Origin of the sequence: Enterobacter sp. 302C9, from assembly GCF_034106085.1 — a bacterium.
Classification (GTDB): Bacteria; Pseudomonadota; Gammaproteobacteria; order Enterobacterales; family Enterobacteriaceae; genus Enterobacter; species Enterobacter asburiae_B.
The window spans coordinates 497,157-510,336 of record NZ_JAWNBW010000001.1 but is presented as its reverse complement, the minus strand read 5'-3'; the positions used below and the strand labels follow the sequence as shown (position 1 = coordinate 510,336).

Here is a 13,180-nt window from a genome sequence, read left to right as displayed (position 1 = left end):
AATTAAGATTGATCTGTATCAATTTTAAAATTACCCATTCATTTCAATGAATTAAATTCACAAGCCACTTCTCGCTATTAAACCGATAGGCACAGCCAAACCGCAGAGAAAAAATCCGGTGCTATACTTAGTTCCGTAATTACCTGGGACATAAACATCAAGAGGATATGAGATTATGAGTACCGCTAAACTGGTGAAAACGAAAGCGTCTAATCTGCTTTATACCCGTAACGATGTATCGGATAGCGACAAAAAGGCGACCATTGAGTTGCTGAATCGCCAGGTGATCCAGTTCATCGATCTTTCGCTGATCACCAAACAGGCCCACTGGAATATGCGCGGTGCAAACTTTATTGCCGTTCATGAAATGCTGGATGGCTTCCGCACAGCACTGGTGACCCACCTCGATACGATGGCTGAACGTGCCGTTCAGTTAGGCGGCGTGGCGCTGGGTACCACGCAGGTGATCAACAGCAAAACGCCACTGAAGAGTTATCCGCTGGATATCCATACCGTTCAGGATCACCTGAAAGAGCTGGCGGACCGCTACGCGATTGTGGCCAATGACGTGCGCAAAGCGATCGGCGAAGCCAAAGACGAAGATACCGCAGACATTTTCACTGCCGCCTCCCGCGACCTGGACCAGTTCCTGTGGTTTATCGAATCTAACATCGAATAATTCATACGAATTTTCTATCAAACCCTCGCCCTCCGGTGAGGGTTTTGCACATCTATGGTGCACAGTTTTTGTCTGCACACCTGCAAAAGTGAACGAAATGTAATAATCACCTCACACAACCGTTAACGGAAGATTGTTTTTTCGTCAGAATTTACGCTAAATATCTCCCCGTCAGTTGAGCCAAACGAAGCGCACCAAAACGGTGCTCCACTTTGGTGCAATAAAGCCTCATTGCCCCATTTATTGTGCAATGCATGACATCATCCCCTTTGCAAAACAATAGCTTGTAAAGTTGGCACGATTTTTTCATTGTGCCACCTGTTCTCGCAGGGGATCGCCCCGTGGATATAAAAGGAAATGCTATGAAGTCTGTATTAAAAGTTTCACTGGCTGCACTTACCCTGGCTTTTGCAGTGTCCTCTCAGGCTGCCGACAAACTGGTTGTGGCGACCGACACGGCGTTCGTTCCGTTTGAATTCAAACAGGGTGATAAATACGTTGGTTTTGATGTGGATCTGTGGGCCGCTGTCGCAAAAGAACTCAAGCTGGATTACACCCTGAAGCCTATGGACTTCAGCGGCATCATCCCGGCACTGCAAACCAAAAACGTTGATCTGGCACTGGCAGGCATCACCATTACCGATGAACGTAAAAAAGCGATCGACTTCTCTGACGGCTACTACAAAAGCGGCCTGCTGGTCATGGTCAAAGCCGATAATAACGACGTAAAAAGCGTGAAAGAGCTCGACGGCAAAGTGGTGGCAGTGAAGAGCGGCACCGGTTCTGTTGATTACGCGAAAGCAAATATCAAAACCAAAGACCTGCGTCAGTTCCCGAACATCGACAACGCGTACATGGAACTCGGCACCAACCGTGCTGACGCTGTTCTGCACGACACGCCTAACATCCTGTACTTCATTAAGACAGCCGGTAACGGCAAGTTCAAAGCCGTTGGCGAGTCTCTGGAAGCGCAGCAGTACGGTATCGCGTTCCCGAAAGGCAGCGACGACCTGCGCACGAAAGTTAACGGCGCGCTGAAAACGCTGAAAGAGAACGGCACCTATAACGAAATCTACAAAAAATGGTTCGGTACCGAGCCTAAATAATAAGACGTAAAAATGACGTTCACTCGGGGGCGACCTTTCGCCCCTGCTATTTTTGAAACACGGTAACAGTAACAGGAAATTATCATGCAGTTTGACTGGAGCGCCATCTGGCCTGCCATTCCACTCTTGCTTGAAGGCGCTAAAATGACCCTGTGGATTTCGGTCCTGGGTCTGGTTGGTGGGTTGATTATCGGTCTTGTCGCCGGTTTCGCCCGCACCTACGGCGGCTGGATCGCAAACCACATCGCACTGGTTTTCATCGAAGTGATCCGCGGCACGCCTATTGTCGTGCAGGTCATGTTCATCTACTTCGCCCTGCCTATGGCGTTCACCGACCTGCGCATCGACCCGTTCAGCGCGGCCGTCGTCACCATTATGATCAACTCAGGCGCCTACATTGCGGAAATCACCCGCGGTGCGGTGCTGTCGATTCATAAAGGTTTCAGTGAAGCCGGTCTGGCGCTAGGTCTTTCTCGTCGCGAAACGATCCGCCACGTTATTCTGCCGCTGGCGCTGCGTCGCATGCTGCCGCCGCTCGGTAACCAGTGGATCATCAGCATTAAAGATACGTCGCTGTTCATTGTTATCGGCGTGGCAGAGCTGACCCGCCAGGGGCAGGAGATCATTGCTGGCAACTTCCGCGCGCTGGAAATCTGGAGTGCGGTAGCCGTTGTCTACCTGATCATTACTCTGGTTCTGAGCTTCGTTCTGCGTCGTCTTGAAAGAAGGATGAAAATCCTGTGATTGAATTTAAAAACGTTTCCAAGCACTTTGGCCCAACCCAGGTGCTGCACAATATCGATCTGAACATAAAACAGGGTGAAGTGGTGGTGATTATTGGGCCATCCGGCTCCGGTAAATCCACCCTGCTGCGCTGCATCAACAAGCTGGAAGAGATCACCAGCGGCGATCTGATCGTCGACGGCCTGAAGGTAAACGACCCAAAAGTGGACGACCGTCTGATTCGTCAGGAAGCGGGCATGGTGTTCCAGCAGTTCTACCTGTTCCCGCACCTGACGGCGCTGGAAAACGTGATGTTTGGCCCGCTGCGCGTGCGCGGTGCCAGCAAAGCGGCGGCGGAAGCGCTGGCAAAAGATCTGCTGGCGAAAGTCGGCCTGGCAGAACGTGCGCACCACTTCCCTTCCGAGCTCTCCGGCGGTCAACAGCAGCGTGTGGCGATTGCCCGCGCCCTGGCGGTCAAACCGAAAATGATGCTGTTTGATGAGCCTACGTCCGCACTCGACCCGGAGCTGCGCCACGAGGTGCTGAAAGTCATGCAGGATCTGGCGGAAGAAGGGATGACGATGGTTATCGTAACCCACGAAATCGGCTTTGCCGAAAAAGTGGCGTCCCGCCTGATCTTTATTGATAAAGGCCGTATCGCGGAAGACGGTAACCCGCAGGACTTGATTGCGAACCCGCCGAGCCAGCGTTTGCAGGAGTTCCTGCAGCACGTCTCCTGATCCATCGCTTTACGCTAAGCCGGGCTTGCCCGGCTTTTTTACGCCAGATTGTTCCCAAAAATCCCCCTCCTCGCCCCGACTTCTATACTTATCATTTTGTTCGACATTTTCACCGGAGGACGCCGTGCCGTGGATCCTGCTGCTGTTGATTAGCCTGTTTAGTGCGCCTTCGTTCGCCGTCGCGATCCCCGGCGTGACCACCGGAACCCCTGCGACCCAGCAAAATACGTCGCCTCCGGAACCCGATGTTGAACAGAAAAAAGCCGCCTACGGTGCGCTTGCCGACGTCCTTGAAAACGATACCTCCCGGCAGGAGCTCATTGGCCAGCTGCGCAAAGCCGCCGCCACGCCGCCGCAGGAGTCGGTGCCAACCCTCACCCCGCCGCAGGTTGAGGAGCAAAAAACGGTGCTGGAAAACGTCACCGACGTGAGCCGCCACTATGGAGAAGCGCTCTCCTCACGCTTCGCTCAGCTGTACCGCAACCTGATTGGCTCCCCGCACAAGCCGTTTAACCCGCAAACGTTTACCGCCGCCGCCACGCAGTTCCTGATGCTGGCGGGTGCGGTATTTCTTTTTTACTGGCTGGTGCGTCTGTGCGCGTGGCCGCTGTACCGCAAAATGGGGCAATGGGGACGCAGGAAGAATCAGCATAAAAGCAGCTGGCTGCACCTGCCGTTGATGATAGCCTCAGCGTTTATCATCGATTTACTGCTGCTGGCGTTGACGCTGTTTTTAGGCCAGATGCTGGCCGACAGGCTGAATGCAGGCAACAAAACCATCGCCTTCCAGCAGTCGCTTTTCCTGAATGCCTTTGCCCTGATTGAATTCTTCAAGGCGCTGCTGCGGTTACTCTTTTGTCCGCACGTGCCGGAGCTGCGGCCTTTCTCCATTCGGGATGCGAGCGCGAAGTACTGGGCGCTGCGCCTGAGCGTGCTCAGCGGGCTGATTGGCTACGGCCTGCTGGTTGCCGTGCCGATCATCTCCAACCAGGTGAACGTCCAGTTTGGCGCGCTGGCAAACGTGCTGATCATGATCTGCATTACCGTCTGGTCGCTGTATCTGATCTTCCACAATAAAAAAACCATTACCCAAAGCCTGCTGAATCTGGCCGATCGCTCCCTCTCGTTCTTTAGCCTCTTTATTCGCGCGTTCGCCCTGGTGTGGCACTGGCTGGCAAGCGCTTACTTCATCGTGCTGTGCTTCTTCTCGCTGTTTGACCCGGGCAATAGTCTGAAATTTATGATGGGGGCGACGTTCAAAAGCCTGGCCATTATCGGCATCGCGGCCTTTGTGTCGGGGCTGCTGTCGCGATGGATCTCGAAAACCATCACCCTGTCGCCGCAGGTGCAGCGTAATTACCCGGAACTGCAAAAACGGGTAAACGGCTGGATGTCGGTATCGCTCAAAGTGGCGCGCATTCTCACCGTCTGCGTGGCGATTATGCTGCTTCTGAATGCGTGGAGCCTGTTTGATTTCTGGAACTGGCTGCACAACGGTGCGGGTGAAAAAACGGTCGACATCCTGATTCGCATCGCGCTGATCCTGTTCTTCTCCGCCGTCGGCTGGACGCTGCTGGCGAGCCTTATTGAGAACCGCCTGGTGTCGGATATTCACGGCAGGCCCCTGCCCAGCGCCCGGGCAAGAACGCTGCTCACCCTGTTCCGCAACGCGCTGGCGGTGATTATCAGCACCATCACCATCATGATCGTGCTGTCAGAAATCGGCGTGAATATTGCCCCGCTGCTGGCGGGTGCCGGTGCCCTGGGGCTGGCCATCTCCTTCGGCTCGCAAACGCTGGTGAAGGATATTATTACCGGCATCTTCATTCAGTTTGAGAACGGGATGAACACGGGCGATCTGGTGACCATCGGACCGTTAACCGGCACCGTGGAGAGGATGTCCATCCGTTCGGTTGGCGTGCGTCAGGACACCGGGGCCTACCACATCATCCCCTGGTCTTCGATCACCACCTTCGCCAACTTTGTGCGCGGGATTGGTTCCGTTGTGGCGAACTATGATGTGGATCGCCACGAGGATGCGGACAAAGCGAAGCAGGCGCTGCGCGATGCGGTAGAAGAACTGATGCAGATGGAGGACATTCGCGGGCTGGTGATCGGAGAACCGTCATTTGCCGGCATCGTCGGGCTGACGAACACGGCGTTTACCCTGCGCGTGTCGTTCACCACCCAGCCGCTGAAGCAGTGGACGGTGCGCTTTGCGCTCGACAGCATGGTGAAGAAACACTTCGATCTGGCGAACGTGCGGATGCCCGTGCAGACCTATCAGGTATTGCCGCCGCCCGCATCGCCGCTCCCGCCGCAGGAGCCGACGCTGTAACCTGGTTGCCGGGGGGCGGCTTCGCCTTACCCGGCCTACGACGGAGTTCTATTTGCGACGTTTGTTGTTTTCCATAAACGTCCAGGCGATAAAGCGGCTCTGTTTCTGGCCCTGCGCCATCTCTTTTTTCACCACTTTTACGGCGCCCGCTTCGGTCAGCGCGCGGTAGAGCGGCGGCAGGTTATCCCCGCGGGAAACCAGCGTCGTGAACCACTTCACCTGACGGCCAAACTGTTTGCTTTCCGCAATCATGCGCAGGATAAACGCCACTTCGCCCCCGTCGCACCAGAGCTCCTGCTGCTGTCCGCCGAAGTTCAGCGCGGCATCTTCAGCCTGACCGAGGTTACGGCGCTTGCGCTCGCTGCCCGCACGGGCCGATGCCGCCGAATCATGGAACGGCGGATTGCACATCGTAGCGTCATAGCTTTCGTTTTTGTGAATAATGCCGTTGAAGATCGACCCTGCATCTTTCTGACGACGCAGGCGAATGGCGCGGCTTAATCCCGGGTTAGCGCTGATAATCGCCTGGGCGCTGGCAAAAGCCTCGTCACCGATTTCGCTTCCGGTAAAGCGCCACTGATATTCATGCGCCCCGATCAGCGGGTAAATCAGGTTCGCCCCGGTGCCAATATCCAGAATGGTGGCCTGCTGTGGCACGACACCCTCATTGCCTTCGGCAAGAAGGTCGGCAAGGTGATGAACGTAATCCGCGCGGCCCGGCACGGGTGGACAGAGAAAGCCTTCCGGAATATCCCAGTGAGCCACACCGTAAAAATGCGCCAGCAGGGCTTTGTTCAGCATTTTAACCGCCTGCGGGTCGGCAAAGTTAACCGAGGGCTCACCCGCTGGGGTCTGAACAAGATAGTCCTTCAGCGGCGGGCAGCTCAGGCATAACGCGTTCATGTCGTAGCGGCTGCGGTGGCGATTTCGCGGGTGCAATCCCGGCTTTTGGGCAGTCATGGCATTCTCCTTTAAACAGCGGCGTAAGATACCCTTTGCAGGCCCAACGGTAAATCTTTCTCTGCGACGCTCAAAAAACCGCCATAAATCAAACACCTTTATGTCTATGATCCGTCAGCGAATTGTCAATTTATATCGTTCAAAAAATAAGCATATCATCATCAAATATTTGCGCTAAGTCACACTCGTCAGGCTTCTAAACTTAAAGGGAATCACCTGTTGTTTCCTCATGAGGATGTGATTATGAAAAAGTACCTGACCCTTGCTGTTATCGCAGCCGCCCTGGCGACCGCGTCCTTCTCTGCCATGGCCGTCCAGTCGCTGACCCAGAGTACTGACACCAGCCAGCTACGCCCTGCGGGCACCGTTTCGGTAAGCCGTGCCAGTAACCTTGACGACCTACAGGCTAAACTCGCCGAAAAAGCCCGTCAGGAAGGTGCAAAAGGATTCGTGGTGAACTCCGCTGGCGGAGATAACCATATGTACGGCACTGCGACTATCTATAAATAACCTGTCTCTTCCACAAGACTGCATCTGCCCAACGGGTGCAGTTCTCTTCTCCCTTCGCCTTGATTGTTCATTTTTTAACCCCATAGTAAACGTATGGCCTAAACCAATTTCAGGAGGACGCTATGGCTTCCGGCTGGGCAAATGACGACGCTGTTAACGAACAGATCAACAGTACAATTGAAGATGCGGTTGCGCGTGCCCGCGGTGAAATTCCGCGCGGCGAGAGCTTAACGGAATGCGAAGAATGCGGAGAACCTATTCCCGAGGCGCGCCGAAAAGCCATTCCCGGCGTACGGCTTTGCATTGCCTGCCAGCAGCATAAAGATTCAAAAAATGCATCACACTCGGGATATAATCGCAGAGGTTCGAAAGACAGCCAGTTACGTTGACTTTGCTTTACCCAGGCTAACCGAGCCTGCACGTTCCTTTACGCTCACGGTTTTTAGCCAGACGCGTAGCAAAACGTGCCCTTCGTATCGCTTCTGTAAAGCGCATCCGCAAGAAGTGTAAAGGGGTGCTTTGAATTTATTAATATTCAATAAGTTATTTGTCATTCAATTTTTTTGAGCAACCACGTCAATTCTCTTCGATTTTATCACTCGCAAAAAACCGTGATACTTATCACATCGACGGAACATCGTCCCCTTAACAGAAACACCTGCGAGAGATTAATTATGAAAACCATCAAATATGCTGTAGCTGCTGTTGCCCTGTCCGCTCTGTCTTTCGGCGCTTTCGCCGTAGAGCCTGTCTCTTCTACTCAGGCACAGAACATGAACAAAGTCGGTGTGGTGAGTGCTGATGGCGCAACCACTCTGGACGGCCTGGAAGCCAAACTGGCTGAGAAAGCCGCTGCTGCCGGTGCAAGCGGATACACCATTACCTCCGCTAACGGCAATAACAAGCTGAGCGGTACCGCGGTTATCTACAAATAATCGACTGAACGAATGCTGTACCCTCGCCATACCCTCTGGTGAGCTGCTCCACCCTCATTGACCCTGTTGTTGTTACCCTTGCTTGCCCGTCCGCCACTGGACGGGCTTTTTTTTGTCTAAAACGCCTGCGCCACGCGTTCAAGCCCGGCCTGAACGGATTCCACTTCTCCGGTAGCCAGCAAACAGCAGGCCATCTGCAGCTTGATCGAATGCGGAACAGGAACATTTCCGGCAAGGCACTGCTCAATCCAGTGGGCTGTAGTATGGGGATCTTTTGCCTCAGGCAGTATCACACCGGTATTCTCTTCCCCGCGCTCAAGAATGGCGCGCGTGCCTGCAGAATCAATCAGCATCACCTGCGGGCAGCGCTGCGGGTTCGCATAAACCTCTCCTTCCGTTCCGTGTATCAGCAACGCCCTTGCGCCAATAGCCTCAAAGAACTGCCCCACGCGCGCCACGTATTCCGGGTGCGAAACGCTGGAAAGACGCAGGGCGGCATCTTCACCAAACGGCGTGGCCAGTTTCGCCAGCGTGTGCGCGCTGTTGCGCACGCCCATGCGCCAGCGCATATCGAGCTGCTTTTCCAGCGGCGGGCAGAGCGTGCCGACCGGGATATAAACAGGCTGATGACCATCCAGCTTCGCCTGCGCCTGGCCGGCATGACGCGTTGGCTCGATGCCCAGCATCCCGAAAATGGTCTCCGTCAGCACGCGAGTGGGATCTTCGCTAACGCCATGCACCACCACCGGGAACCCCAGCTTGTGTAACAGGATAGCGAGCAGCGGGGTTAAGTTTGCCTGCTTGCGCGCGCCGTTATAGCTCGGGATCACAATCGGCATCGGTTTTGCCACCGGCGGCGTTAAGCGCAGCGTTTGCGCCTGCATGGCATCATAGAAGCCGCGCATCTCCGCTTCACCTTCGCCTTTGATACGCAGCGCGATCAGAATGCCCCCCATCTCCAGGTCGGGGACGTCGCCCTCCAGCATGCGGGTATAAAGCGCACGCGCGATTTCATGGTCCAGATCGCGGGCGTGGTTTTTGCCTCTGCCTACCTCTTTGATAATCTTGCGATAATCCACGGCATCACTCCTGAAAAAATCATCTTGTTAACAATATAGCCCTGTTGAATATCCGGAGGTTAGTTTTTTCTCCAGAATCAAGGTTCTGTTTTTATGACAAAAAAGACATGCTGGACTTATTCCAGCTAGTTGCGATTTCTACAGTAGATTCTTGACGCTTCATTATTTGTCTAAATAAAGAGTGGAAAGTCATTAAGGGTCACGATGAGATATCCAGGCAAGGCAGCCTGTCACCGCGTATACATCGTCTCAGCAAATCCATTGCACGGTGGTTAGCGCTCTGGGGTTCGGCGTACGCTATATCCAAACGAGGACCGCAGTTACCACAGGCCCCGCTATGTCTGGATCGGCCTTTACCTGCGCCCCTTAGCGCGGAGGCTTTTCTTACGCCCGGAAGTCAGTGTTGCCGGGCGTTTTTTTACCTCAGGCACTTCCGGCTGTTCGATCGGGAAGATCGGCAGCGCGTTCAGGAGCCGTTGGCCGTAATTTTTGGTGAGCAGACGTTTGTCATAAATCACCACCTCGCCCCAGCAGCCGTGGCTACGAATCAAGCGCCCGACCTGCTGAATCAGGTTAAACGACGCCGCAGGCAAACTCTGCACCTCAAACGGATAGCGGTTGAGGCTTTTCAGCCACTCCCCCTCGGTAATCACCACCGGGCTGTCGATAGGCGGGAAGGCGATTTTATGGATATGCACCTGCGTCAGGTAGTCGCCTTTCAAATCCAGACCTTCAGCAAACGACTGCAACCCCACCAGCACGCTGCGCTCGCCGTTATCAATGCGCTTACGGTGGGTTTCCACCAGCCGGTAGCGCGGCTGATCCCCCTGCACCAGCAGGAGTAAACGCAGATCGGTGACGTGTTCGAGGAAACGCTGCATCGCCCGCCCGCTGGCAAACAGCACCAGCATACCGGGGTACTTTTTACTCTCGACCTGCTCGCGGAAGTAGGCCGCCATTTCCGCGATGTGCTGCTCTTCGTTGTCGATGAGCGGCTCGAATTTCATGCGCGGAATGACCAGCTTGCCCTGCTCGCAGTGGTTAAACGGCGAGTCCAGCGCCACGAAACGGTCGCCCGCTTTCTCTTTTAGCCCGCTCATCTCCTGCAGCCTTGAGAAACTGTTCAGGGAACGCAGCGTGGCAGAGGTGACAACCACGTGCGGCACGCTGCGCCAGATCAGCTTTTCCAGCTGATCGGCCACGCGGATGCCCACGCAGTGGAAAAAGAGATGGACCTGCCCGTCCCGCACGTCGCGGGTCGCCCATTTGGTGACCGGCGCGCCGGACGCCTGCGCCATCGAGGCCAGCCGCCAGAGCTTGCTCTGCGCTTCGAACATCCCCAGCGCGCGGTTCATCTGCAGCAGGACGCGGTGCAAACGCACCACGTCATGCGAGCCGGTTTTCTCGCTGAGATCGTTTAAGAACATCTCCGCCAGCCCGCGCAGCTTTTCCAGATGCTTCGCCAGCTGCTGGCAGATCTCCATCACCTCGTCCGGCAGTTCGCCCATGGCAAAGCGGTGTTCGGCCTCCTGGGTTGCAGGAAGATAAAGATTCAGGATGTTGTTCAGAGACGAGATAAGGCTGTAAACCTCTTCACAGTGGTCGCTCAGACGCTCCGGTACCGCCAGCGGCGGCGTGGTTTTCGGGCGGAACTGCTCCATGCAGGTCGCTACCAGCTTGCAGAAGAGATCCAGCTGCAGGCGGAACCACGGAGCGGTGATTTCGGCGCTCATCTCCAGCGCATCCCGCGCCACGTCCGGCAGATGGTGGCCTTCATCGAGCACCAGCAGCAGGTTTTTAGGCTCCGGCAGCACCGCTTCGCTCTCCAGCGCCGCCATCACCAGCGCGTGGTTTGCCACAACCACTTCCGCCTCCTGAATCTCGCGCCGGGCGACAAAGAACGGGCACTCGCGGTAGTAGTGACAGTTGCGGTTCAGGCAGCTCGCTTTGTCGGTGCTGAGCCTGCGCCACAGGTCGTCGCTGATGGCCTGGCTGGTGTGATCCCGCAGGCCGTCCCACTTATAGCCGTCGAGCTCGACTTTGAGTTTTGCACATTGCTCCTGCTCGGCCTTATTGTTTGGCGTTAGCTCGTCATCCAGAAACGCGAGCAGATCCTGCTGATTCGGCTCGCTGCTGGCAAGCGCCGCCAGGTTACGCGGGCACACGTAACGCCCGCGCCCAAAGGCTGCCGTAAACCGCAGGTCGGGGATGATTTTGCGCAGCAGGGGTAAATCTTTGCTGAAGATCTGATCCTGCAGCGCCACGTTGGCGGTGCTGACCACCAGCGTTTTGTCCTCTTCCCGCGCAATCGCGATGCCGGGAATAAGATACGACAAGGTTTTCCCGACGCCGGTTGGGGCTTCAATCGCCAGATGTCGCCCGTCGTCCCCGGCGAGCGTTTTTGCCACGTCAGCAATCATCTGCCGCTGCGGCGCTCGGGGGATAAAGTCGGGGATCTGCTGCTGTAGCGCCTTATACCATGCGCCAATTTGCGCCTTGAGCGCAGCGGTTAAAGCCATCGGAAAACCTGAAATACTGTATAAACAGCCACTATTGTGGCACTTTCTCTTCGCTGCCGCAAAAAGAAAAGCCCGGCTTTACGACCGGGCTTCCAGATTACTGCGGGTTAGCAGGCTTGCGCGGGCGGCGTCGACGCTGCCCTTCTCCTGCCGGTTTCCCCTCGCCGCTGCGCCACGGGTTTTCACCCGCCGGTTTGCTGTCGTTGTTACGACGCGGCGGTTTGCCGGATGATTTCGGCGCGCCGCCTTCGGCACGACGCGGCTGCTGACCGCGACCGCCGCCGCCCTGACCACGTCCACCGCCGCCCTGACGACCGTTCTGAATCGGCTCGGCTTTGATCGACGGGTCCACTTCGTAACCCGGGGTTTCGATGCGCGGGATCTCTTTCTTCAGGAGGCGCTCGATGTCGCGCAGCAGCTTGTGCTCGTCCACGCAGACCAGAGAGAGCGCTTCACCGGTTGCCGCCGCGCGGCCGGTACGGCCGATACGGTGAACGTAATCTTCCGGCACGTTTGGCAGCTCGTAGTTCACCACGTGCGGCAGCTCTTCAATGTCAAGGCCACGGGCGGCGATGTCGGTCGCCACCAGCACGCGGATGTCGCCGGATTTGAACTCAGCCAGCGCACGGGTACGCGCGCCCTGGCTCTTATTGCCGTGGATCGCCGCACTGCGAATGCCGTCTTTGTTCAGCTGTTCCGCCAGGTGGTTGGCGCCGTGCTTGGTGCGGGTAAAGACCAGCACCTGCTGCCAGTTGCCCTGGCCGATCATCTGGGAGAGCAGTTCCCGCTTGCGCTTTTTATCCACAAAGTGAACGTGCTGCGTCACCTGCTCGGAGGCGGTGTTGCGGCGCGCCACTTCCACTTCCAGCGGGTTATGCAGCAGCTTTTCCGCCAGCGCCTTGATCTCGTCGGAGAAGGTCGCAGAGAAGAGCAGGTTCTGACGACGCGCAGGCAGCTTGGCCAGCACGCGGCGAATATCGTGGATAAAGCCCATGTCGAGCATGCGGTCGGCTTCGTCCAGCACCAGAATTTCAACCTGGTCCAGCTTCACCGCATTCTGGTGCTCCAGATCCAGCAGGCGACCTGGAGTCGCAACCAGAACGTCGACGCCGCTGCGCAGCTTCATCATCTGCGGGTTGATGCTTACCCCGCCGAAAACCACCAGCGAACGAATGTTGAGATAGCGGCTATAGTCACGCACGTTCTCACCAATCTGCGCCGCCAGCTCGCGGGTTGGGGTCAGGATCAGGGCACGAACCGGACGACGGCCTTTGGCGTGCGGCTGGTTTTTTACCAGCAGTTCCAGCAGCGGCAGGGTAAAACCAGCGGTTTTGCCGGTACCGGTCTGGGCGCTCGCCATCAGGTCACGGCCCTGCAGAACGGCGGGGATCGCCTGCAGCTGGATTGGGGTTGGCTCAACGTAGCCCTGCTCTGCGATCGCGCGCAGAATTTCCGGGTTCAGGCCAAGGGAATCAAAAGACATAAAAACTCCGAACCGCCCCGACCATCACAGGTGTAGTTTTCAGGGAGATATAACGAATAGGGGAGGACAAAAACCACAATGTCGCGAAGGAGCGGAGTGTAGCAGCTT

The 13,180-nt window shown here is 56.1% G+C and carries 12 protein-coding genes; 8 read left to right on the top strand and 4 right to left on the bottom strand.

From position 1 onward, the window contains the following. The first annotated feature begins 175 nt into the window (after window positions 1-175). The 5 genes from dps to ybiO all read left to right on the top strand — a co-directional run bounded on the left by dps (window position 176) and on the right by ybiO (window position 5,586). Window positions 176-679, top strand: a complete 504-nt coding sequence (dps, locus tag UR289_RS02480) for a DNA starvation/stationary phase protection protein Dps (RefSeq protein ID WP_010428924.1) — start codon at window positions 176-178, stop codon at window positions 677-679. A 362-nt stretch (window positions 680-1,041) separates the two neighbouring features. After that, entirely contained in the window at window positions 1,042-1,785 is a 744-nt protein-coding gene (gene glnH, locus UR289_RS02475; RefSeq protein ID WP_320709103.1) for a glutamine ABC transporter substrate-binding protein GlnH, read from the top strand. An 84-nt stretch (window positions 1,786-1,869) separates the two neighbouring features. Continuing rightward, window positions 1,870-2,529 (top strand): glutamine ABC transporter permease GlnP, encoded by a 660-nt coding sequence (gene glnP, locus UR289_RS02470; RefSeq protein WP_003858462.1) that lies wholly within the window; start codon window positions 1,870-1,872, stop codon window positions 2,527-2,529. Continuing rightward, a complete protein-coding gene (gene glnQ / locus UR289_RS02465) occupies window positions 2,526-3,248 on the top strand; it encodes a glutamine ABC transporter ATP-binding protein GlnQ (RefSeq protein ID WP_087822220.1) in 723 nt (240 codons plus the stop codon). The genes glnP and glnQ overlap by 4 nt, the downstream gene beginning before the upstream one ends. A 124-nt stretch (window positions 3,249-3,372) precedes the next feature. Then, a complete protein-coding gene (ybiO, locus tag UR289_RS02460; RefSeq protein WP_320709102.1) occupies window positions 3,373-5,586 on the top strand; it encodes a mechanosensitive channel protein in 2,214 nt (737 codons plus the stop codon). 48 nt (window positions 5,587-5,634) lie between these two features. On the opposite strand, the gene rlmF is transcribed toward ybiO, so the two are convergent. Continuing rightward, window positions 5,635-6,546: a 23S rRNA (adenine(1618)-N(6))-methyltransferase RlmF gene (gene rlmF / locus UR289_RS02455; RefSeq protein ID WP_167818301.1), complete on the bottom strand. Its 912-nt coding sequence runs from the start codon at window positions 6,544-6,546 to the stop codon at window positions 5,635-5,637. 243 nt (window positions 6,547-6,789) lie between these two features. On the opposite strand from rlmF, the gene mcbA reads away from it, so the two are divergent. The 3 genes from mcbA (at window position 6,790) to ybiJ (ending at window position 7,991) form a co-directional block, all read left to right on the top strand. Beyond that, on the top strand, window positions 6,790-7,056 hold the full coding sequence (gene mcbA / locus UR289_RS02450) for a DUF1471 family periplasmic protein McbA (protein WP_032661263.1): 267 nt from the start codon (window positions 6,790-6,792) through the stop codon (window positions 7,054-7,056). A 122-nt stretch (window positions 7,057-7,178) separates the two neighbouring features. Then, window positions 7,179-7,445 (top strand): DksA/TraR family C4-type zinc finger protein, encoded by a 267-nt coding sequence (locus UR289_RS02445; RefSeq protein ID WP_039261413.1) that lies wholly within the window; start codon window positions 7,179-7,181, stop codon window positions 7,443-7,445. Between the two features lie 285 nt (window positions 7,446-7,730). Next, window positions 7,731-7,991, top strand: a complete 261-nt coding sequence (gene ybiJ / locus UR289_RS02440) for a DUF1471 family protein YbiJ (protein WP_023310874.1) — start codon at window positions 7,731-7,733, stop codon at window positions 7,989-7,991. Between the two features lie 116 nt (window positions 7,992-8,107). Here ybiJ and ybiB read toward each other — a convergent pair whose 3' ends face one another. The 3 genes from ybiB to rhlE all read right to left on the bottom strand — a co-directional run bounded on the left by ybiB (window position 8,108) and on the right by rhlE (window position 13,072). After that, window positions 8,108-9,070 (bottom strand): DNA-binding protein YbiB, encoded by a 963-nt coding sequence (ybiB, locus tag UR289_RS02435; protein WP_320709101.1) that lies wholly within the window; start codon window positions 9,068-9,070, stop codon window positions 8,108-8,110. 353 nt (window positions 9,071-9,423) lie between these two features. After that, complete coding sequence (dinG, locus tag UR289_RS02430) at window positions 9,424-11,589, bottom strand: ATP-dependent DNA helicase DinG (RefSeq protein ID WP_320709100.1); 2,166 nt, start codon at window positions 11,587-11,589, stop codon at window positions 9,424-9,426. A 97-nt stretch (window positions 11,590-11,686) separates the two neighbouring features. Further along, window positions 11,687-13,072, bottom strand: coding sequence for an ATP-dependent RNA helicase RhlE (gene rhlE, locus UR289_RS02425; RefSeq protein ID WP_096150598.1), 1,386 nt, complete (start codon window positions 13,070-13,072; stop codon window positions 11,687-11,689). Between the last annotated feature and the right edge of the window lie 108 nt (window positions 13,073-13,180).

Coding starts and splice junctions, on each gene's coding strand:
- dps (WP_010428924.1), top strand. CDS start 176: ATGAGTACCGCTAAACTGGTGAAAACGAAAGCGTCTAATCTGCTTTAT.
- glnH (WP_320709103.1), top strand. CDS start 1,042: ATGAAGTCTGTATTAAAAGTTTCACTGGCTGCACTTACCCTGGCTTTT.
- glnP (WP_003858462.1), top strand. CDS start 1,870: ATGCAGTTTGACTGGAGCGCCATCTGGCCTGCCATTCCACTCTTGCTT.
- rlmF (WP_167818301.1), bottom strand. CDS start 6,546: ATGACTGCCCAAAAGCCGGGATTGCACCCGCGAAATCGCCACCGCAGC.
- mcbA (WP_032661263.1), top strand. CDS start 6,790: ATGAAAAAGTACCTGACCCTTGCTGTTATCGCAGCCGCCCTGGCGACC.
- UR289_RS02445 (WP_039261413.1), top strand. CDS start 7,179: ATGGCTTCCGGCTGGGCAAATGACGACGCTGTTAACGAACAGATCAAC.
- ybiJ (WP_023310874.1), top strand. CDS start 7,731: ATGAAAACCATCAAATATGCTGTAGCTGCTGTTGCCCTGTCCGCTCTG.
- dinG (WP_320709100.1), bottom strand. CDS start 11,589: ATGGCTTTAACCGCTGCGCTCAAGGCGCAAATTGGCGCATGGTATAAG.
- rhlE (WP_096150598.1), bottom strand. CDS start 13,072: ATGTCTTTTGATTCCCTTGGCCTGAACCCGGAAATTCTGCGCGCGATC.